Here is a 20,875-nt window from a genome sequence, read left to right on the forward strand (position 1 = left end):
CGTATACAATCTGAGGCTCAGTCGGGGCGTAGCGCAGCCTGGTAGCGCACTTGCATGGGGTGCAAGGGGTCGCGAGTTCGAATCCCGCCGTCCCGACCAAAAAGTTCAATGGTTCAGATCTCACAAGGATCTGGACCATTTTGCTATGGGGCTGCGGTGATACACATACACCCCGATAGAGAGGACTCCCATGCTCGAAGACATCAAGAAGACCCTCTGGGCCACCGCTGACAAGTTGCGCGCCAACATGGACGCGGCAGAGTACAAGCACCTGGTGCTCGGGCTCATCTTCGTCAAATACATCTCGGACACCTTCGCCGCCCGCACGGCTGAGCTCGAAAAGCGCCTGCGTGACCCCGAAGATGCGTTCTTCTACGCCGACGCCAGCGATGACGACATCGACGCTGAGCTGGCAGACCGCGATTACTACACGTCCGTCAACGTCTTTTGGGTGCCCGAGATGGCGCGCTGGGAGCAGATCCGCTCGATGGCCAAGAGCGTCGAGATCGGCAAGTACATCGACAGCGTGCTGGCCCTGATCGAGACCGAAAACCCCCGGCTCAAAGGCATCCTCGACAAGCGTTACGCCCGCGCGCAGTTGCCCGACGGCAAGCTCGGCGAGCTGGTCGATCTGATCTCGACCATCGGCTTTGGGGACGATGCCCACATCGCCCGCGACGTGCTGGGCCAAGTCTACGAATACTTTTTGGGCATGTTCGCCAGCGCTGAGGGCAAGCGCGGTGGCCAGTTCTACACCCCCGCCAGCATCGTCAAAACGCTGGTCGCCGTGCTTGGCCCGCACAGCGGCAAGGTCTACGACCCCTGCTGCGGCTCGGGCGGGATGTTTGTGCAGTCCGAGCGTTTCATCGAAGCGCACGGCGGCCGCAAGGGCGACGTCTCCATCTACGGCCAAGAAGCCAACCCCACGACTTGGCGGCTGGCGGCCATGAACTTGGCCCTGCGCGGCATCGACTTCAACTTGGGCCGCGAACCGGGCGACACCTTCACGCGCAACCAGCACCCCGACTTGCGCGCCGATTTCATCCTCGCCAACCCGCCCTTCAACATCAGCGACTGGTGGCACGGCAGCCTGGAAGGCGACCCGCGCTGGGTGTACGGCGACCCGCCGCAGGGCAACGCCAACTATGCGTGGTTGCAGCACATGCTCTACCACCTCAAACCCAGCGGCCGCGCGGGCATCGTGCTGGCCAACGGCTCGATGAGCTCCAGCCAGAACAATGAAGGCGTGATCCGCGCCGCCATGGTCGAGGCCGATGTGGTCGAAGTGATGGTGGCCTTGCCCGGTCAACTTTTCTTCAACACCCAGATTCCTGCCTGCTTGTGGTTCTTGGCCAAGCAAAAAAAGCGCAAGGGCGAAGTGCTTTTCATCGACGCCCGCAAGCTCGGCCGCATGATCAGCCGCGTCCAGGCCGAACTGGATGACGCCGCAATGGCCCGCATCGCCGACACGGTGGCGGCGTGGCGCGGCGAATCCGCCTACACCGACATCCCCGGCTTCTGCCGCAGCGTCAAGCTCGCCGAGATCGCCCAACACGGCCATGTGCTGACGCCGGGGCGCTACGTGGGTGCCGAAGCAGTCGAGGACAACGACGAGGCCTTCACTGAGAAGATGCAAAAGCTCACCGAAAAACTCGCCGAGCAAATGGCCCGTGGTGCCGAGTTGGACGCGGTGATTCGGCAGAAACTGGCGGGGCTGGGGTATGAGATCTGAATCACCACCGACTGACCAAGAGCCGACCGACGCGGCGGATTGGCAGGAGTTCGTGGGATTGTTGAAAACCTCGCCCAATTGGCAAGGTGACCCGCAAGCCGTGCAGGAAGCAATGCGCTGTGAGTGGGATGGCAGGAGCGGCATCGAATCCATGAGCACCGAACAACTAGCGCTGGGATCTGGGCTATGAATCCTGAAATCAGTTTCGAAGCCTTGCATTTGGCGGTGAATGCCTTGGAAGAAGGGCTGGGCGATTATCAATACGCCAAGGAAACCCAATCGCGCTTGCTGTTGATTGCCCGCGATGGGGCCATTCAGCGTTTTGAAGTCACGATGGATTTGGCGCGGCAGGTGGTTGTTCGGGTGCTCAAAGAGGTCTACCGGCTCGATGAAGCCAGCGCCAAACGGGGCTGGATCCGCGAGGCGGCCAAGCTGGGAATTTTGGTGGATGCGGAAAGCTGGTTTGGGTTTTTATCCGCCCGCGACCGCACGTTGCACACTTACGATTCCAAAATCGCTGCTGAAGTTTTTGGCCAGATCCCTATTTTTTTGGTTCATGTGCGCGATCTTTTGAAAAGGCTGCCATCCCATGTTGCTTGATATGCGCGCCGATCACCTGAAAATCGTTCACGATATTTTGCAAAAGCATGTGCCCGAGCGCGAAGTCTGGGCCTTTGGCTCACGCGCCAAATGGCTGGCCAAAGAGTATTCCGATCTGGATCTGTGCATTCTTGGTGAAACGCCGCTGAGTTTCACAACTTTGGGTTTGATGGCCGAAGCCTTTGATGAATCCGATTTGCCCTACAAAGTCGATCTAGTCGATTGGGCCACGACGAGTGAATCGTTTAGAAAAATTATTGAGCGTGATCGGGTGGTGGTGCAGAAGGTATGGACGGGGCGGGGTATGAGATCTGAAGCCATCGGCCACCAGGCCGAGTACCGCGCTTGGCTGGGCGAACTGAAAGCGCGCTTCAGGCAGGTACAGCTCAAGGCCGCCGTGGCGGTCAACACCGCCTTGTTGCAGTTTTACTGGGAGCTGGGTGCCGACATCGCGGCCCGGCAGCAGGATGTCGTCTGGGGCCAGGGCTTTCTGGGCGAGCTCAGCGCCGACCTGACGCGCGAGTTTCCCGAGGTGGCGGGCTTCTCGGTGCGCAACCTGAAGTACATCCGCCAGTGGCACCTGTTCTGGCGAGACACAGCGCTGGGGCCCATCGGGCAACAGGCTGTTGCCCAAATCGCGCCACCGCCCGCTACGCCGCACATCCTGTCCATCCCGTGGGGCCACAACCTCGCCATCCTCACCAAGTGCAAGCAGCACGACGAGGCGCTGTACTACGTGCAGAACACCCTGGCCTACGGCTGGAGCCGTAGCGTACTGGTGCACCAGATGGAAAGCGGCCTGTGGCAGCGCGAGGGCCGCGCCATCACCAACTTCGCCCAAACCTTGCCGGCGGCACAGTCCGACTTGGCGGCGCAGGTGCTGAAAGACCCCTATGTATTCGACTTTCTGTCGCTGACCCAGGAGCACAGCGAGCGTGAGCTGGAAACCAGCCTGGTCACGCATATCACGCAGTTCCTGCTGGAGCTGGGCGCGGGTTTCGCCTACATCGGCCGCCAGGTGCCGCTGCAAGTGGGCGAGCGCGACTTCTTCCTCGACCTGCTTTTCTATCACGTGCGGCTGCACTGCTATGTGGTGGTGGAACTCAAGACCGTGGACTTCGAGCCCGAGTTTGCCGGCAAGCTCAATTTCTATCTGAAGGCCGTGGACGAGCAACTGCGCGGCGAGGGCGACCAACCCACCATCGGCCTGTTGCTGTGCAAGAGCAAGGACCGACTGGTGGCCGAATACGCGCTGAGCGACATCCAGAAACCGATGGGTTTATCGACCTACACGCTGTCGCATACCCTGCCCGAGGCGCTGCGGGGCAAGTTGCCAAGTATTGAGCAGTTGGAGCGGGAGTTGAGGTTGGACACGAACAACGATGATTCGACAGAAGCTGGGGGGCTGGGGTATGAGTGCTGAGGTGGATTGGGAACGGCTCACCCTCAAGGCCGCCGGAGTTGCGCTGATTGATTGCGACCATAGAACCCCGCCGGCAGCGGCCGAAGGAGTTCCGTATGTGGCCATTCCGCAGTTGCGCGACGGACACATTGCCCTTGATGGCGTGCGTCGGATTTCCGAGGCTGATTACCTTGAGTGGACGAAGAAGCTCGCCCCGCAAGCGAACGACGTGGTGGTGGTGCGGCGTTGCAACTCTGGTGAAAGCGCACATGTTCCTCCTGGCCTGAAGTGCGCTATTGGCCAGAACCTTGTCGTGCTTCGTGCCAATGGGGCGAAGGTTCTTCCTGAGTATTTGCGGTGGTTGGTCAGAGGTACCGAGTGGTGGGATGAGATCGGCAAGTACATCAATGTTGGCGCTGTCTTTGACAGCCTGCGATGCCGCGACATTCCGAACTTTGAATTGCCGATTCCGCCGCGTGATGAGCAGCGAGAAATCGCCAGCGTCCTTGCCGCACTCGACTCCCGCATCACCCTCCTGCGCGAAACCAACGCCACGCTCGAAGCCATCGCGCAGGCGCTGTTCAAGTCGTGGTTTGTGGATTTCGACCCCGTGCGCGCCAAGATGGAAGGCCGCGCCCCCGAAGGTATGGACGAAGCCACAGCGGCGCTGTTTCCGGATTCGTTCGAGGAGACGGAGTTGGGGAGGGTGCCGAAGGGGTGGGATTGCGGACGGCTTGAGGATCTTCTTGTTTTGCAAAGAGGCTTTGATTTGCCATCACAAGACAGAATTTCAGGAGATTTTCCAATTATCGCAGCCAGTGGCCCAAGCGGTAAACACGTGGAAGCCATGGCAAAAGGGCCGGGCGTAGTTACCGGGCGTTCAGGTGTTCTTGGTAAAGTTTTTTTAGAGCTGGGCGATTATTGGCCGCTCAATACAACACTTTGGGTTAAAGAATTCAAGGCTGCGACAGCATGTTATGCATATGAAATCTTGCGTCTTCTGGATTTCAAAGCATTTAATGCAGGTTCGGCCGTGCCAACACTTAATCGAAACCATATTCATGGATTGCCGTATGTCATTCCGTCACGGGCATGTGTTGATGCTTACGAGAAAACTGCACTTCAATTGCACCAGCGTGTGCGCCTAAACGAACAACAAGCCCAAACCCTCTCCACCCTGCGCGATACCCTGCTCCCCCGCCTGATTTCCGGTCAACTCCGCCTGCCCGAAGCGCGGGCAACCATGGAAGCTGCGCTCGCATGATGAAAACTGAACACTGGTCCACGCCCTTCATCCGCATCGGCAACCAAGCCGTGCGCGAGGCCCAGACCCGCAATCGGCAATTGGGCATCCCCAACTGGTATTCCCTCAACGGCCAACTGCTCAGCGATGCTCCTGCGACCACAGAGCCCGCCCCACCGCCGAAACGACATACGCCAAAGGCTTGAAACTCTGTTGCCGCGCCTGATTTCGGCCAGGTTCGGCGGAGCCTTTGCAAGGTGACGTGTCTAGAAATCACTGTTTTTTATGCATGTCCGCGCGCACCTGTATAAAAATCATTCATTTCTCGACAAATGAGCAGGTCACCCGATGCCCGATCTCTTTCCGCTGGAGCAGTTGCAAGCCACGCGCTTCGACCAGCCTGCCATCCTGAAGAAGCTGGCCCGCAGCAGCCGGCGGCTGGCGGAACTCAAGGGCGTGGCTGCGTCCATTCCTAACCAGGGCATCCTCATCAATACCCTGGGCCTGCAGGAGGCCAAGGACAGTTCGGCCATTGAGAACATCGTCACCACCCACGATGAGCTATTCCGTGACGACGTGGACCCGGACGCGTTCACCAATCCAGCCGCCAAGGAGGTGCTGCGCTACCGTCAAGCGCTGCGTGTGGGATTCGAACAGGTACGCAGGAGCGGCCTGCTAACGGCCAATCACATCATCACCATCCAAGGTGAACTGGAGCGCAACCAAGCGGGCTTTCGCAAGCTGCCCGGCACGGCGCTGAAGGATGGTGCCGGGCGGACGGTCTACACGCCGCCACAGGATCCGGCCACCATCGTGGCGCTGATGCGAGACTTGGAGCGCTTCATCAATGAGCCCGATCTACTGGACGTTGATCCGCTCATCAAGATGGCGCTCATCCACCACCAGTTCGAGAGCATTCACCCCTTCTACGACGGCAATGGCCGCACTGGGCGCATCGTCAACGTTCTGTACCTCGTTAAGGAAGGGTTGCTGGACATTCCGGTGCTGTACCTGAGCCAGCACATCGTCCAGACCAAGTCCGATTACTACCGCCTGCTGCAAACCGTGCGCACCGAGGACGCCTGGGAAGCCTGGGTGCTGTACATGCTGGAAGCGGTGGAACGAACGGCGCTGGCCGCGATCGATACCGTGCAGGCGATCAAGAGCGCCCTGCAGGATTACAAGCACCGCATACGCGCTGGTCACAAGTTCTACAGCCAGGATCTGATCAATAACCTGTTCATGCACCCGTACACCAAGATCGATTTCATCGAGCGGGATTTGCAGGTGTCACGCATGACGGCTACCAAGTACCTAGAAGCCTTGGTCGAAGCAGGCTTCTTGCGCAAGCACAAGGTCGGTCGCAGCAATTACTACATGAACCTCGCGCTCAACCAGATTCTTCTGCGCGCGCCAAGGGAGGCCCCATGACCGAAAACGATCTCGAACAAGAAGCCCTGGGCTGGATGGCCGAGGTGGGGTATGCGGTGCGCAGCGGGGCGGAGATTGCGCCGGATGGGCCGCAGCCGCAGCGGGAGAATTTTCGGCAGGCGGTGCTGAGCCAGCGGTTGCGGGCGGCCATGCGGCGGTTGAATCCGGCGGTGCCGGCTGCGGCGTTGGACGATGCGCTGGCGCAGGTGCTGGATCTGGGCATCCCGGCGCTGTTGGCGGCCAACCGGGCTTTTCATCGGCTGCTGGTGGGCGGCGTGCCGGTGCAGTACCCGCGCGACGGTGAGACCGTGGGCGATTGGGTGCGCTTGGTGGACTGGGCAGCGCCTGAGCGCAACGAGTTCTGGGCCGTCAACCAGTTCACCCTCAAAGGGCCGCACCACACGCGCCGGCCCGACATCGTGCTGTTCGTCAACGGCTTACCGCTGGTGGTGATGGAGCTGAAAAACCCGGCCGATGAGCACGCCGATATTTGGAAAGCCTTCGAGCAACTCCAAACCTACAAGCAGCAGATTCCCGACGTGTTTCAGTACAACGAGCTGCTGATCATTTCCGACGGCAGCCAGGCGCGGTTGGGGTCGCTTTCAGGCAGCGCCGAGCGCTTTTTGCAGTGGCGCACCATCGACGGCTTGAGCCTTGACCCCTTGGGGGCGTTCAACGAACTGGAAACCTTGGTGCGCGGCCTGCTGGCCCCGGGCATGTTGCTCGACGTGCTGCGCAACTTCGTGCTGTTTGAGGATGACGGCCAGCTGATCAAAAAGGTGGCGGGCTATCACCAAGTCCACGCGGTGCGGGCGGCCATGGCCAAGGTGCTGGCCGCCTCCCGACCCGATGGCTTGGCGGCGCAGCGCGGCAAGGGCGGGGTGGTTTGGCACACCCAAGGCAGCGGCAAGAGCATCACCATGACTTGCTTTGCGGCCCGCGTGATGCAAGAGCCCGCGATGCAAAACCCGACCGTGGTGGTCATCACCGACCGCAACGATCTGGACGGCCAGCTCTTCGGTGTCTTCAGCCTTGCACAAGACCTGCTGCGCGAGCAGCCAGTGCAGGCCACCACCCGCCATGAACTGCGCCGCTTGCTGAGCCACCGGCCTTCGGGCGGCATCGTCTTTGCCACCATCCAGAAGTTCATGCCGGGCGAGGATGAGGACGTCTTTCCGGTGCTCTCCAGCCGGCACAACATCGTCGTCATCGCCGACGAGGCGCACCGCACGCAGTACGGCTTTGAGGCCAAGCTCCGAACCCGGGCGTTGACCACCGGCAGTGGTGGCCCCCAAGCGTTGAGCGCCGAGCTGGTGCCGGCTGAATACAAGGTTGAGTCCAAGGCCAGCTATCAGGTCGGCTATGCCCAGCATCTGCGCGACGCCTTGCCCAACGCCACTTTCGTCGCCTTCACCGGCACGCCGGTCAGCAGCACCGACCGCGACACGCGGGCCGTGTTTGGTGACTACATCCATGTCTATGACATGCAGCAGGCCAAGGAAGACGGCGCGACGGTGGCCATCTACTACGAGAGCCGGCTGGCCAAGCTGCGGCTGAACGAGGATGAGCTGCCGCAGATCGACGATGAGGTGGATGAGCTGGCTGAGGGCGAGGAAGAAAGCATCCAAGCGCAGCTCAAATCCCGCTGGGCCGCCTTGGAGCGGATCGTTGGCGCGGCCCCGCGTGTGGCCAGCGTGGCGGCGGATCTGGTGGCGCACTTTGAGGAGCGCAACAAGGCGCAGGATGGCAAGGCGATGGTGGTGACCATGAGCCGCGACATCTGCGCGCATCTCTACGACGAGATCGTTCGGCTGCGCCCTGAGTGGCACAGCAGTGACCCCGAGCTGGGGGCCATCAAGGTCATCATGACCGGCAGTGCCTCCGATAAAGCGCTGCTGCGGCCACACATCCACGCCAGCCAGGTCAAGAAACGGCTGGAGAAGCGCTTCAAAGACCCCGCCGACCCGCTGCGTTTGGTCATCGTGCGCGACATGTGGCTCACGGGGTTTGACGCCCCTTGCGTACACACCATGTACGTCGATAAGCCCATGAAGGGTCACAACCTGATGCAGGCGATTGCCCGCGTCAACCGGGTGTTCAAGGACAAGCAAGGCGGGCTGGTGGTGGACTACATCGGCATTGGCCACGAGCTCAAAAGTGCCATGCGTGAGTACACCGCCTCCCAAGGCCGGGGCCGACCGACGGTGGACGCGCACGAAGCCTTGTCGGTGCTGCTGGAAAAGCTCGACGTGCTGCAAGCGCTGCTGCACGGCTTTGACCACAGCGGCTTCAAGACCGGGGGGCACAGGACGCTGGCCGGTGCCGCCAACCACATCCTGGGTCTCAAGGCCGACGGCAAGGACAGCAAGCGCGACGGCAAGAAGCGCTTCGCTGACGCCACGCTGGCCCTGAGCAAAGCGTTCAGCCTGTGCTGCACGCTTGACGAAGCCCGGGCGGTGCGCGACGAAGTGGCCTTTATGCAGGCGGTCAAGGTCCTCTTGACCAAGCGCGACCTCAGCCAGCGCAAGCAAACCGACCAAGACCGTGAGGTCGCCATCCGCCAGATCATCAATCAGGCGGTGGTGAGCGACGCGGTGGTGGACATCTTCGACGCCGTGGGGCTGGACAAACCCAACATCGGGCTGTTGGACGATGATTTTTTAGCGCAAGTGCAAAACCTGCCCGAGAAGAATCTGGCGGTGGAGCTGCTGGAACGCCTGCTCGAAGGCGAGATCCACGCCAAGTTCGCCACCCACGTGGTGCAGCAGAAGAAGTTCTCTGACTTGCTCTCCAGCGTCATCACCCGCTACCAAAACCGCAGCATCGAAACCGCGCAGGTGATGGAAGAACTGGTGGACATGGCCAAGAAGTTCAGGGCCGCCGCCCACCGGGGCGAGTTGCTGGGCCTCTCAGACGACGAGGTGAAGTTTTATGACGCGCTGGCCAACAACGAGTCGGCCGTGCGCGAGATGCCCGACGAAACGCTGAAGAAAATCGCCCATGAGCTGACCGAGAGCCTGCGCCAAAACATCAGCGTCGATTGGTCCCAACGCGACAGCGTCCGCGCCACCCTGCGCCTGATGGTCAAGCGCATCCTGCGCAAATACAAATACCCCCCCGACCAAACCCACGAAGCCATCGAGCTGGTCTTGCAGCAAGTCGAGACGTTGGGGGAGAGCTGGGGGTGATGCGCCCAGTTTTATGTTTGAAATTCAGACAAAGTTGCGTTTGAACTTCTCGTGGTTTTTGATGTTGTTCTGAAGATCTTTTCCATCCCAGATTTGCAGTTCCCACGGGAAGTAAAAGTTGCTTTTGTTTTTGAAGTAAATGTGTAAACCGCGATAGCTTTCTTTGTCGCGCAAATACCAATTTTTCAACCCCAGCCCGTCTTGCCAGGCATCGAGCAAATTCATGACAACATCAATCTCATCGGTGGCCAAAATGATGCGGGCCCCAAAAATATCATTGAGCCAGTTGTTGACTGGGTATTGATCTTCCCGGACAGAAAAGCGACCTATCTTGTCATCAATGCTTTCGCGGGTTTTGACGCGGTAGAAGTATTTGATGTCGATGTTCGCCGTCATCAGGTAATCATTGATGCTTTCATGCAAGGTCAGGCGGTATGTGTAGATGTGAGGCGCCGGCACATGACTGATGGTTCGGGATAGATTGACTTTTTCAATTCGCCCCGACTCGAAATAATCTTTGGAAAACTCAAGATGCAAACGGTTGATTTCTGCAACCAATTGCTGAACTTGGTTGATTTTTTCCATACAACCCATGGTGTGATTCTTGTTGTCAGGCCTCATCCACCCGGATCCACGTCGTTTTGAGTTCAGTCACTTTGTCGAAAGCGTGCAAGGACTTATCGCGGCCGTTGCCGCTTTGTTTGTAGCCGCCAAAAGGCACGGTGATGTCGTCTTCGTCGTATTGGTTGACGTGGACGGTGCCGGCGCGTAGGGCGCGGGCGGTGCGGTGGGCGCGGTTCAGGTTGTCGGTCCAGACGCTGGCTTGCAAGCCGTAGGGGCTGTCGTTGGCGATGGCAATCGCTTCGGCTTCGGTGGCAAAGCGGATCACGCTCATCACCGGGCCAAAGATTTCCTCGCGGGCGATGGCCATGCGGTTGGTGACCTGATCAAAAACCGTGGGCTCGACGTAGAAGCCGCCGCTCTCCGCCATGGTCCGTTGGCCCCCGGCCACGCAGCGCGCGCCCTCGGCCCGGCCTTGTTGGATGTAGCCCAGCACGGTGTTGAGCTGTGCTTCGTCCACCACCGCACCCATCACGGTGTCGGCCAGCAGCGGGTCGGCCGGTGGGTATTTGGCCGCTTCAGCCACGACTTGCTCAACGAAAGCGTCGGCCACGCTTGCGTGGACCAGCACGCGTGAAGGGGCGTTGCAGCTCTGGCCTTGGTTGAAGAACAGGCTGGCAGCGGCGGTGCTGGCGGCGCGCGACAGATCGGCAAAATCTTCAAAGACGATCAACGCGCTTTTGCCGCCGAGTTCGTTGTAAACGTGCTTGAGATTGGAGCGGCTGGCGTAGTCGAGCATGCGCCGGCCTGTGCGGGTCGAGCCCGTAAAGCCCAGCACATCCACGTCGTTGTGCAGCGCCAAGGCTTCACCGGCCTCTGCGCCAAAGCCGGGCACCACGTTCAATACGCCCGGGGGCAGTCCTGCTTCCAGGGCCAGATCGGCCAAGCGCAGGGCGGTCAGGGGTGACTTTTCGCTGGGTTTCAAGACGACCGAATTGCCGGCCGCCAAGGCCGGGGCGATCTTCCATGCCGCCATGATCATCGGGTAGTTCCACGGCACGATGCAGCCCACCACGCCGATGGGTTCGCGCTGGATCAAGGCCAAGCCGCTGCGCGGCGTGGGGGCAATCTCGCCGTAGAGCTTGTCGATCGCTTCGGCGTACCACTGCATGCACCGTGCTGTGCCGGCCACATCGACGCTCAAGGCGTACTGGATGGGTTTGCCCATGTCGAGGGTTTCGAGCAGCGCCAGCTCATCTTGATGGCTACGGATCAGTTCAGCAAAGCGCGCCAGCACGCGCTTGCGCCCCATCGGCGAGACATGCGCCCAGCGACCGTCTTCAAAGGCTCGCCGGGCTGAGGTGACAGCAGCGTCAATCTCTTCGGCCCCTCCGCGTGCTATTTCCGCCAACCATTGGCCTTGGAGGGGCGAATGGCTGTCAAACACCGCTCCTGAGCGGGCGTGGACGCGCTTGCCGTCGATGAAGCAGCGGCCGTCGATGCGTAAATCGGCGGCCCGCTCGCTCCAATCCAGTGCTGGGTTGATCATGGTTAGCTCCAAAACCTTAAAACGCCACCAACAGCGAGACGCCGAAGATGTCGTTCTTGGGGCGATAGATGCCGTCTTGAACATATTCAAAAACCGGCTGTGAGGCGTAGTCGATGCGGTATTCGGCTTTCAGGGTGGTGCTGAGATCAAGCATGAACGATGTGCCGAAGGTCACCGCTGAGCGATTGGCCCCGATGTTCGGGTCGCCGCCATGCCCGGGGCCGACACCGTTGCGGCCGTCGGCGGTGTAGTAGCCCAACAGGCCGCCGCCGTTGCGTTCGTTGTTCAGGTGGTCGATACGCAGCGTGCTTTCAAGGCGCGGCGTGAAGCGATAAGCCCCCAACATCGAAACGCCATACCAACTGGCGTCGCGCAATTCACCGTTCGGCCCGGGCGTGATGGCCGCTTTTTGTTGGCCGCCGATGCTGAACTGGCCTTGCAAGGTGATGTCACCCCGGATGAAGTAGCCGTCCACCTCAAAAAGATGCACTTGGGTGTCGAGGCCGTGATCTTGGGGGAAAAGCGGTTGTCCATTGGTTGCTGAGCCCACGGTGGTGTCGAGTTCATTGGCTCGACCATTGACCGCTTTACCGAAGACGCCAGCAAAGCCGACCCCTTGGAACTCACCGCGTGAGTAATCGACCCGATACGCCAAAGCGGGTGCCCGGTTGCGTGGGCTTTTCTTGCTGGCGTTGACGTTGGCCAGCACCGATTTAAGCGTCCATTTGCCCCGTGTGATGTCGATCCCCGCACCCGAGTAGGCGGCAGGCAAGGTCATGTCGAACAGCAGGTTGTGGGTGATGAGCTTGTTCAGCGTCGGCTGGAGGTATTCATAACCCGACCAATCGGGGATCTGGCCGGCGATAAGACGCGTTTGCAGATCGGTCAGCGGCACTGAAACGGAGGCCTCATGCACCGGCGAGGAGGCATCAAACACCGAGCCCACGCCCCGATTCGGTGCCAAGGTGAGCCGCCATTTGACGGCGCTGTCGGTTTCCTTTTGGAAGTCGATCACAGCGGTGCCGAAGTAGGAGTTGTCAAAGTTATAGCCATCGCCACCGGCAGCGGTGTCAGCGCGGTTCAGAAATTGAAACCCGCTGCGATCTTGGGCGCGGTTGATCACAAAGCTCGGGTCCATGTAGCCGCTGGCCTTGAGCATCTTGTGGCCGGCCGCATCGCGCGCGTCTTCAAGGGCTTCGGCCTTGATGGTGATGCGGTTGAGCTCTTGCAGCTCACTCATCAACTCAGCCGAGAGCTGGCTGCGATTGCCGCGTATCTCCGCCATTTGCTCTTCCATCAGGCGCAGCCGCTCTTGCAGAACCTGCAACTCCTTCTCCAGCTCAGCGGGTGTGGCCCCAGCCTGCGCTTGGAGGGGCGAAACGGCCAAGCCGCACATCAGAAGCGTGGCTGCGATGGCGGCCGCCGTGTGGGGCGTCTTCGTGGGATGAGGCATGGGTTTCTCCTAAGGGGTTGTGCTTGTTGTATTTCTAGCTTGATGCATTTCTTGGGATCTTATTTTCTGGGATCGGGCCATGAACAGGCTGGCGGCGAGCACACCGGCCGACACCACAAAGACGATCAAGGCGGCCACCGCATTGATGCTGGGACTCAGCCCCAAGCGGGCCCGCGAAAAAATCACCAAGGGCAGGGTGGTCGAGCCCGGGCCGGAGAGGAAGGCTGAGAGCACCACATCGTCCAAGGAGAGCGTGAAGGTCAGCAACCAGGCAGAAAGCATGGCGGGTGCGGTCAGCGGCAACGTCACCAACCAGAAGACCTGCAAAGGGCGCGCGCCCAGATCCATGGCGGCTTCTTCGAGCTGCGGGTTCATCTCACCCAAGCGCGCCTTGATCACCACCGTGGCGTAGGCAAACCCGACCAGCAAATGTCCCAAGACCAAGGTCAGCACGCCCCGTTCTGGAAAGCCCAGCAGGCGCTGCACAGCGACCAAAAACAGCAGCAGCGATAGCCCAATCACCACTTCGGGCATCACCAAGGGCGCGCTGAGCATGCCGGCAAAAAGCGCTCGGCCCTTGAAGGCTGGGTACTTGACCAGCGCATACGCCGCCAAGGTGCCCAGCATGATCGCGGCTGAGGCGCTGATGAAAGCGATCTTCAACGACAGCCACAAGCCTTGGATCAACTCTTGATCCGAGATCAGTGCTGTGTACCAGCGCAAGGTCAGACCGCGCCAGACGTTGGGCAGTTCGGAATCGTTGAACGAGAACAGCACCAGCGAAAAGATCGGCAGGTACAGAAAGAGAAACACCGCCACCAACCAAAACCGAGCGAGCCGTCCTGTCATGGGTGCGCTCCTGGGCTGTTTTGGGTCCGGCTAAACAGCGCCAGCGGCACGATCACCAGCAAAACCATCACCACGGCTACCGAGGCCGCCATGGGCCAGTCGTTGTTGGAGAAGAATTCATCCCACAAGACCCGGCCAATCATCATGGTGCGCGGCCCGCCCAGCAGCTCCGGGATGACAAATTCACCGACACAAGGGATGAAGACCAGCATGGAACCCGCGATGATGCCCGGCCTAGACAGCGGGATGGTGATGGTCCGAAACACAGTCCAAGGTTGGGCCCCCAAGTCGGCTGCGGCCTCCAGCAGCCGCCCGTCCATCTTGGACAAATGGCTGTATAGCGGCAGAACCATGAACGGCAAATAGGTGTAGACCATGCCGATCACCAGCGAGAAGGGGCTGTTCATCAACTGTCCCGGCTCTTCAATCGCGCCCGACCACCACAGTAGCTGCCCGAAGCCACTCAACATCACCAAGTCATGGATCCAGCCATGCGTCGCGAGCAAGCCTTTCCAGGCGTAGACCCGCAGCAGGAACGAGGTCCAGAAGGGCAGCATGACCAGCATGAGCAGCATGGGTTGGATCTCGGCGCGGGCGCGGGCCATGAAGTAGGCAAAGGGATAACCCAACCCCAAGCAGATCAGCGTGGTGACAGCGGCGTAACGCAGGCTGGCTAGGTAGGTTTTGACATACAGGTCATCGTCCGCCAGGGCCAAGTAGTTGCTCAGCTTGACTTTGATCTGCACCACGCCGTCGGTGTAGCTCAGCAGATCTTTGAAATGGACGGTCTCCATCTCCGAGACGCTGATCTTGAACAGGATCAGGAACGGGATCAGGAAAAAGGCGACCAGCCATGCATAGGGCAGGCCGATGACCGCATGACGGCCCTTCATGACGTCAAGACCACGCTGGCCAAAGGCGACCAATGAGCCCAGACGGATTGCCCGCGCTCAAAGGGCTGATCTTGATGTCGCTGGGTGTTGCCGACATGGACCACCATGCTTTGGCCGCTGGGCAGGCGCAATTGGTAGTGGGTATGACTGCCGAAATAGGATTTCGACTCAATCACCCCCGCCACCCGATTGAACGCATCGTCAGGCACGGGAGGCTGATGCGATGGATGGGATGGTGGATGCGATAGGTGAATTTTCTCGGGGCGCAGCGCCACCGTGACGTTCATTCCTTGGGTGCCGGTGATGCCATGACCGACAAAGTGTTGACCATCAGCGGTGTCGATGATGACGTGATCCGGGGCATCGTCGATGACTTGGCCTGCGATCAAATTGACGTTGCCAATAAAGTCGGCCACGAAGCGTGAGCCGGGTGTTTCGTAGATCTCGCTGGGTGTTCCCACTTGCATCAGGCTACCCTCATGCATCACCGCGATCTGCGAGGCCATGGTCATGGCTTCTTCTTGATCGTGCGTGACCAGCACACAGGTCACCCCGACCTTGCCGACAATGTTGACCAGCTCAATCTGGGTTTCCTCGCGCAGCTTCTTGTCCAGTGCGCCCAAGGGCTCATCGAGCAGCAGCAGTTGGGGCTGTTTGGCCAAGCTGCGCGCCAAGGCGACGCGCTGCTGCTGACCGCCGGAGAGCTGATGCGGTTTGCGCTTGGCCAGCTTTTCGAGTTGCACCAAGGCCAGCAGGCTCTCGACGCGCTGAGCCATTTCAGCGCGCACTATTTTTTCGCGGTGCAGACCAAAGGCGATGTTGTCCCACACCGTGAGGTGCGGAAACAGCGCGTAGGACTGAAACATCATGTTGATGGGCCGCTGATAAGGGGCCATGCCGGTCAGGTCTTGACCGTCAAGCACGATGCGCCCAGAGCTTGGCGTCTCAAAACCCGCCAGCATGCGCAGCAAGGTGGTCTTGCCGCAACCCGAAGGGCCCAAGAGCGCGAAGATTGCGCCCCGAGGCACCTCCAGCGTGACGTGGTTGACCGCACGGCTGCCGTCAAAGTCTTTGACGACATCTTGGATCTGCAAGAACGCTGCGGTCACGTCACATGCCCGTCTTGAAGGCGGTGTAAGTCCGGGTCATGAGCCGGCGTAGATCGTTGTTCAGCGCGTCGGGTGCGATCATCTTCTTCATGTCGGCATCCGACAGAAACACCGTGGGGTTGCTGGCCACTTCAGGCTTGATGAACTTGCGCGATTCCTTGTTCGGGTTGGCGTAGAACACCTTGTTGGTCAGGCTGGCGTGAACTTCGGGGCGCAGCAGGTAGTCGATCCACTTGTGGGCGTTGCCCGGGTGGGGAGCGTCGGCGGGCATCACCATCACGTCAAAAAACAGCAAGCCGCCGCTGCTGGGCAGCAGGGCTTGGATGGTCTGGCCGGTTTTGTTGTCGATGGCCCGTTGGCGGGCGATGTTGATGTCACCCGAATAACCCAGCGACAGACAGATGGAGCCGTTGGCCAAGTCGTTGATGTAGCCCGAGGAGCTGAACAGCGTCACCGAGGGCCGAATCGTCTTGAGCAAGTTAAGCGCGGTGATGTAGTCGCCCGCGTTTTTGCTGAAGGAGGGCTTGCCAAGGTAGTGCAGGGCGGCAGGCACCACTTCGCTGGCCGAGTCGAGGAACGAGACGCCGCAGGACTTGAGCTGAGAGATGTATTCGGGCTTGAAGACCAGATCCCATACGTTCTCGGGCATCGGTAGGCCTTTGGGGGCCAGGGCTGCCTTGACCTTCTCGACGTTGATACCGACGGTGGTGAAGCCCCAGAGCCAATTCACGGTGTACTCGTTGCCCGGGTCCATGCGTGCCAGCTGCGCCAGCACGGCGGGGTTGAGGTGTTTCAGGTTGGGCACTTGGCCCTTGTCGATCTTGCGCAGCAAGCCGCCGTCGATTTGCAACTTGGCCCAGTGCGCCGAGGGCACCACGATGTCGTAGCCGGTCCGGCCCGCCACCAGTTTGGCGTGCAGAAACTCGTTGCTGTCAAAGTTGTCGTAGCGGACCTTGATGCCGGTTTCTTTCTCGAAATTGCGGATCGTGTCCTCTGCGATGTAGTCCGACCAGTTGTAGATGTTGAGGACTTTTTCTTCCTCTTGGGCTTGCACCGCTGGGGCGGCCAAACACCCCATCCAAGCCACGGCAGCCGCAGCCATCGAGCGAATGAACATCGATTTCATCAAAGGAACTCCGAAAGAGGCGGTTGGGGGTGTGAGTCTATCGAGGTATGCCCATCAAACCCACAGATGGCGTGCGCGCAGATCAGCCAAGGTGCGATCAAGGCAAAGGCGAATCAACGCCATCATGTCGTCGATCTGGGCCCGGGTCATCACCAAGGGGGGCGCAATGATCATTCGGTCACCCACGGCGCGCATGATCAGGCCGTTGCCGAAGCAGTGCCCCCGGCAGATCATGCCGACACCGAGTTGCGGATCAAACACTTCAGGCCCGGCGCTTGACTTGGCGCGCACCAAGTGCAAGGCGGCCATCAAGCCGCAGCTCTGCACGTCACCCACCAAAGGATGGTCGCGCAGCGACTCGAACCCTTGGGCCAAATAAGGCCCGATGTCGTCGCGCACATGCTCAATCAGCCGCGTGCTTTGCATCAATTCGATATTGGCCAGCGCCACAGCGCAAGCCACCGGATGGCCCGAGTAGGTGTAGCCGTGCTCAAACTCGCCGCCTTGCTCGATCAAGACCTTGGCCACGCGCTCGCCCACCATCACGCCGCCCAAGGGGATGTAGCCCGAGGTCACGCCCTTGGCGAAGGTCATCAGATCAGGGCGCGTGCCCATGGTTTCGCAGCCGAACCACGACCCCGTGCGGCCAAAGCCGCAGATCACTTCGTCGCTGACCAACAAAATGCCGTACTTGTCGCAGATGCGCTGGATTTCCGGCCAGTAGGTGGCGGGCGGCACGATCACGCCGCCAGCGCCTTGCACCGGCTCGCCGATGAAGGCGGCGACTTTGTCGGGGCCCACCTCCAAGATTTTGTCTTCCAGCCAGCGTGCGGCCATCAGGCCAAACTCAGCTTCTTCCACGCTGGGCAAGCCCGCACTGCGGCGCTGGAGATTGAACTCAAAAAGGTGCGGCTGCTCAATGTGAGTGATGCCGGGAATCGGCAAACCGCCTTGAGCGTGCATGTAGCGCATGCCGCTCAGCGAGGCTGCGCCCATGGTCGAGCCGTGATAGCCGTTCCAGCGGCTGATGATCACGTGGCGCTCAGGCTGCGCTTGCAGATCCCAGTAGCGCCTCACCATGCGGATCACGGTGTCGTTGCCCTCTGAGCCCGAATTGGCAAAGAAAACGTGCTGAAACTGCGCTGGCGTGATCTCAGCCAGCTTCTCGGCCAAGGCCACCGCCGGCGGCGTGGTGGTTTGAAAGAAGCTGTTGTAGAAGGGCAGTTGGCCCATTTGCCGGGTGGCGGCGTCGATCAGCGCTTGCTGGCCGTAGCCGACATTGACGCACCACAGCCCGCTCATGGCGTCGAGGATGCGTTGACCCTCGGTGTCACGCAGGTAGATGTTGTGGGCGCTTTCGATGATGCGCGAGCCCTTGTGCGCCAAGGCTTGGAAGTCGGTGAAAGGGTGCAGAAAATGCGCCGTGTCGGCGTCTTGCCATGCACGGGTGCTGCGTGGGCTGATCAACTCAGTCATGGCGTTGTGTCCTTTAAACATGTAAAAGCAGGTGCTCGCGCTCCCAAGGCGAGATCACCTTCATGAATTCGGCGTACTCGGCTTCCTTGACCTCGGTATAGACCGTGATGAAGGCTTCGCCCAAGATGTCGGCCAAGTCTTTCTCATTGCGCAGCATCTCCAGCGCTTCGCCCAGACTGCGCGGCAGCTGGTAATCGCCAAGGTAGGCATCGCCCTTGCATTCTGGGGTGGGCTTGAGGCCCTTTTTCATGCCCAAGTAGCCACACGCCAAGGTGGCGGCCAAGGCCACGTAGGGGTTGGCGTCGGCACCGATGACACGGTTTTCAATCCGGCGGGCCGATGGGGTGGCCACGGGTGAGCGGATGCCCACCGTGCGGTTATCGGTGCCCCACTGGATGTTGATGGGTGCGGCGGTGAAACGTGACAGACGCCGGTAGCTGTTCACGTAGGGCGCAAACAGCGCCATGGCCGCCGGGATGTAGCGCTGCAAGCCGGCGATGTAGCCATAAAACAGCTCGCTGGCTGAGCCATCGGGGTTGGAGAAGATGTTGCGTTTTTCGCCGCTCAGCGTTTCAACCACGCTTTGATGCACGTGCATGGCGCTGCCGGGCTCATTCGCAATCGGCTTGGCCATGAACGTGGCAAACATGTCATGCCGCAGGGCCGCTTCGCGCACCGTGCGCTTGAAGAAAAACACCTCGTCGGCCAATTGCATCGGGTGGTCGTGGAAGAAGTTGATCTCCATTTGCCCCGCGCCGATCTCATGGATCAAGGTATCGACGTTGAGTTCCATCTTTTCGCAGTAGTCGTAGACATCTTCGAAAAGCGGATCGAACTCGTTGACCGCGTCGATCGAATAGGCTTGGCGTGAGGTCTCAGCCCGCCCGCTGCGGCCCACAGGCGGAATCAGCGGAATGTCGGGGTCGGTGTTGCGCGCCACCAAGTAGAACTCCAGCTCGGGGGCCACCACCGGGCTCCAGCCTTCGGCGGCGTAGAGATCGCACACCCGCCGCAGCACCGAGCGCGGTGCAAAGGGCACGATCTTGCCGTGCTTGTCGTAGCAGTCATGGATCACTTGCGCCGTCGGGTCGGTGGCCCAAGGCACGATACGCACCGTGCTCGGGTCCGGCTGAAGGTGCATGTCGTGATCGGTCGGGCTGATGACATCGTAGTAAGGCCCTTCCTGCGGAAAGACCCCTGTCACGCCCATCGCGACCACCGCTTCTGGCAGACGCATGCCCCGGTCTTCGGTGAACTTTTTGCGCGGCAAGATCTTGCCGCGTGCTACCCCAGTCAGATCCGGTACCAAGCATTCGATCTCGGTCACGCGGTGCTCGTTGAGCCATTGCTCCATGTCACTGAAGGTGAGATTGGCTCGGGTCACCATGATTCAGTCCCTTTCTAGTTGGCACCCTTGGTTTTGCACACATGCTGCACACACGCTGCACCAAAGGCTTGCAATAAACGCATCGAAACCGGGTTGTCCTGCGCTTGCCATTCGGGATGCCATTGCAAACCGAGCAGGAAATGGTGCAGATCAACACCGGAAAAAGATTCAATCAAACCGTCGGGGGCCAAGGCTTCAATGCGCAAACCGTTCGCCAATCCTTGGGACGCTACGCCTTGACCATGCAAGCTGTTGACCCAAAAGCTGTTTTGATCATCCATCAAGCCGTCGAGTAACGGCTCCAGCACGCCACCGCGTACCACCTGCACACCGTGGGCTGGGCCGTATTGCTTTTCGACCGCATCAGCGTCGTTGGCCCGGTGATCGCGGTAGGGGCCGGCCTCGTGGACTGTTTGAACCAACGATCCGCCCAAGGCCACGTTGATTTCCTGAAACCCACGGCAAATCGCCAGCAAAGGGGTCTTGCTGGCAATGGTTTGGCGAATCAAGGGCAGGGTCCAGCCGTCACGCGCGGGGTCCAGCGGCAACTCGGGGTTATGCACCGCCTCGCCAAAATGGGAGGGATGGACGTTGGAGGGCGAGCCGGTCAGCAGCACCCCGTCGGCCAGCGCCAAGAGTTCGGGCACATCCTCGGCGGTGGCGATGGGCACCACCAGCGGCAAGCAGCCCGCTAGCCGGACGGCATTGACGTATTTATGCCCCGCCACATGGAAGGGATGCTGGCCCAGCCAGCGATTGCAGGCCGGCACCAAGACGATGGGACGGCGAGGAACAGGAAGGACAGCTTTGGATGTCATGGCAGGCTCACAAACCGTATGCGAAGGCATACGTAAAGTGTATACAGCATTTTCTGTA

General features: G+C 60.2%; 17 protein-coding genes and 1 tRNA gene. 8 read left to right on the plus strand and 10 right to left on the minus strand.

Annotated features, from left to right (window positions below; genetic code table 11):
* Positions 1-22: 22 nt before the first annotated feature.
* The 8 genes from AC3VI7_RS06855 (at position 23) to AC3VI7_RS06890 (ending at position 9,596) form a co-directional block, all read left to right on the plus strand.
* A tRNA-Pro gene (locus tag AC3VI7_RS06855) sits at positions 23-99 on the plus strand.
* Between the two features lie 91 nt (positions 100-190).
* On the plus strand, positions 191-1,732 hold the full coding sequence (locus tag AC3VI7_RS06860) for a class I SAM-dependent DNA methyltransferase (protein ID WP_489669875.1): 1,542 nt from the start codon (positions 191-193) through the stop codon (positions 1,730-1,732).
* 186 nt (positions 1,733-1,918) lie between these two features.
* Positions 1,919-2,332 (plus strand): HI0074 family nucleotidyltransferase substrate-binding subunit, encoded by a 414-nt coding sequence (locus tag AC3VI7_RS06865; RefSeq protein WP_489669874.1) that lies wholly within the window; start codon positions 1,919-1,921, stop codon positions 2,330-2,332.
* A complete protein-coding gene (locus tag AC3VI7_RS06870; RefSeq protein ID WP_489669873.1) occupies positions 2,322-3,755 on the plus strand; it encodes a PDDEXK nuclease domain-containing protein in 1,434 nt (477 codons plus the stop codon). Before AC3VI7_RS06865 ends, AC3VI7_RS06870 begins: the two co-directional genes overlap by 11 nt.
* A complete protein-coding gene (locus tag AC3VI7_RS06875) occupies positions 3,745-4,998 on the plus strand; it encodes a restriction endonuclease subunit S (protein WP_489671059.1) in 1,254 nt (417 codons plus the stop codon). Before AC3VI7_RS06870 ends, AC3VI7_RS06875 begins: the two co-directional genes overlap by 11 nt.
* On the plus strand, positions 4,998-5,183 hold the full coding sequence (locus AC3VI7_RS06880) for a hypothetical protein (protein ID WP_489669871.1): 186 nt from the start codon (positions 4,998-5,000) through the stop codon (positions 5,181-5,183). The genes AC3VI7_RS06875 and AC3VI7_RS06880 overlap by 1 nt, the downstream gene beginning before the upstream one ends.
* Before the next feature lie 142 nt (positions 5,184-5,325).
* A complete protein-coding gene (locus tag AC3VI7_RS06885) occupies positions 5,326-6,408 on the plus strand; it encodes a Fic family protein (protein WP_489669870.1) in 1,083 nt (360 codons plus the stop codon).
* On the plus strand, positions 6,405-9,596 hold the full coding sequence (locus AC3VI7_RS06890) for a type I restriction endonuclease subunit R (RefSeq protein WP_489671060.1): 3,192 nt from the start codon (positions 6,405-6,407) through the stop codon (positions 9,594-9,596). The genes AC3VI7_RS06885 and AC3VI7_RS06890 overlap by 4 nt, the downstream gene beginning before the upstream one ends.
* Before the next feature lie 24 nt (positions 9,597-9,620).
* On the opposite strand, the gene AC3VI7_RS06895 is transcribed toward AC3VI7_RS06890, so the two are convergent.
* Genes AC3VI7_RS06895 through AC3VI7_RS06940 form a run of 10 tightly spaced genes read right to left on the minus strand, consistent with a single transcriptional unit; the run spans position 9,621 to position 20,817 of the window.
* A complete protein-coding gene (locus AC3VI7_RS06895; protein WP_489669438.1) occupies positions 9,621-10,190 on the minus strand; it encodes a nucleotidyltransferase family protein in 570 nt (189 codons plus the stop codon).
* Positions 10,191-10,206: 16 nt separating this feature from the next.
* Positions 10,207-11,706: an aldehyde dehydrogenase gene (locus AC3VI7_RS06900; protein WP_489669439.1), complete on the minus strand. Its 1,500-nt coding sequence runs from the start codon at positions 11,704-11,706 to the stop codon at positions 10,207-10,209.
* A gap of 16 nt (positions 11,707-11,722) precedes the next feature.
* A complete protein-coding gene (locus AC3VI7_RS06905; protein ID WP_489669440.1) occupies positions 11,723-13,159 on the minus strand; it encodes a DUF3138 family protein in 1,437 nt (478 codons plus the stop codon).
* Positions 13,160-13,168: 9 nt separating this feature from the next.
* Positions 13,169-14,008, minus strand: a complete 840-nt coding sequence (locus tag AC3VI7_RS06910) for an ABC transporter permease (RefSeq protein WP_489669441.1) — start codon at positions 14,006-14,008, stop codon at positions 13,169-13,171.
* Positions 14,005-14,901, minus strand: a complete 897-nt coding sequence (locus AC3VI7_RS06915; protein WP_489669442.1) for an ABC transporter permease — start codon at positions 14,899-14,901, stop codon at positions 14,005-14,007. The genes AC3VI7_RS06910 and AC3VI7_RS06915 overlap by 4 nt, the downstream gene beginning before the upstream one ends.
* Positions 14,898-16,010 carry an ABC transporter ATP-binding protein gene (locus tag AC3VI7_RS06920; RefSeq protein WP_489669443.1) on the minus strand — a complete coding sequence of 371 codons (1,113 nt, stop codon included), beginning with the start codon at positions 16,008-16,010 and terminating at the stop codon, positions 14,898-14,900. Before AC3VI7_RS06920 ends, AC3VI7_RS06915 begins: the two co-directional genes overlap by 4 nt.
* Before the next feature lies 1 nt (position 16,011).
* Positions 16,012-17,136: a polyamine ABC transporter substrate-binding protein gene (locus AC3VI7_RS06925; protein ID WP_489669444.1), complete on the minus strand. Its 1,125-nt coding sequence runs from the start codon at positions 17,134-17,136 to the stop codon at positions 16,012-16,014.
* Positions 17,137-17,190: 54 nt separating this feature from the next.
* Positions 17,191-18,612 carry an aspartate aminotransferase family protein gene (locus AC3VI7_RS06930; RefSeq protein ID WP_489669445.1) on the minus strand — a complete coding sequence of 474 codons (1,422 nt, stop codon included), beginning with the start codon at positions 18,610-18,612 and terminating at the stop codon, positions 17,191-17,193.
* Between the two features lie 13 nt (positions 18,613-18,625).
* The gene (locus AC3VI7_RS06935) at positions 18,626-19,999 is read right to left on the minus strand and encodes a glutamine synthetase family protein (RefSeq protein WP_489669446.1); all 1,374 of its coding nucleotides are present in this window, start codon (positions 19,997-19,999) and stop codon (positions 18,626-18,628) included.
* A 14-nt stretch (positions 20,000-20,013) separates the two neighbouring features.
* Positions 20,014-20,817: a gamma-glutamyl-gamma-aminobutyrate hydrolase family protein gene (locus AC3VI7_RS06940; protein ID WP_489669447.1), complete on the minus strand. Its 804-nt coding sequence runs from the start codon at positions 20,815-20,817 to the stop codon at positions 20,014-20,016.
* Between the last annotated feature and the right edge of the window lie 58 nt (positions 20,818-20,875).

It is taken from the genome of Leptothrix toolikensis (SeqCode) (assembly GCF_057922285.1).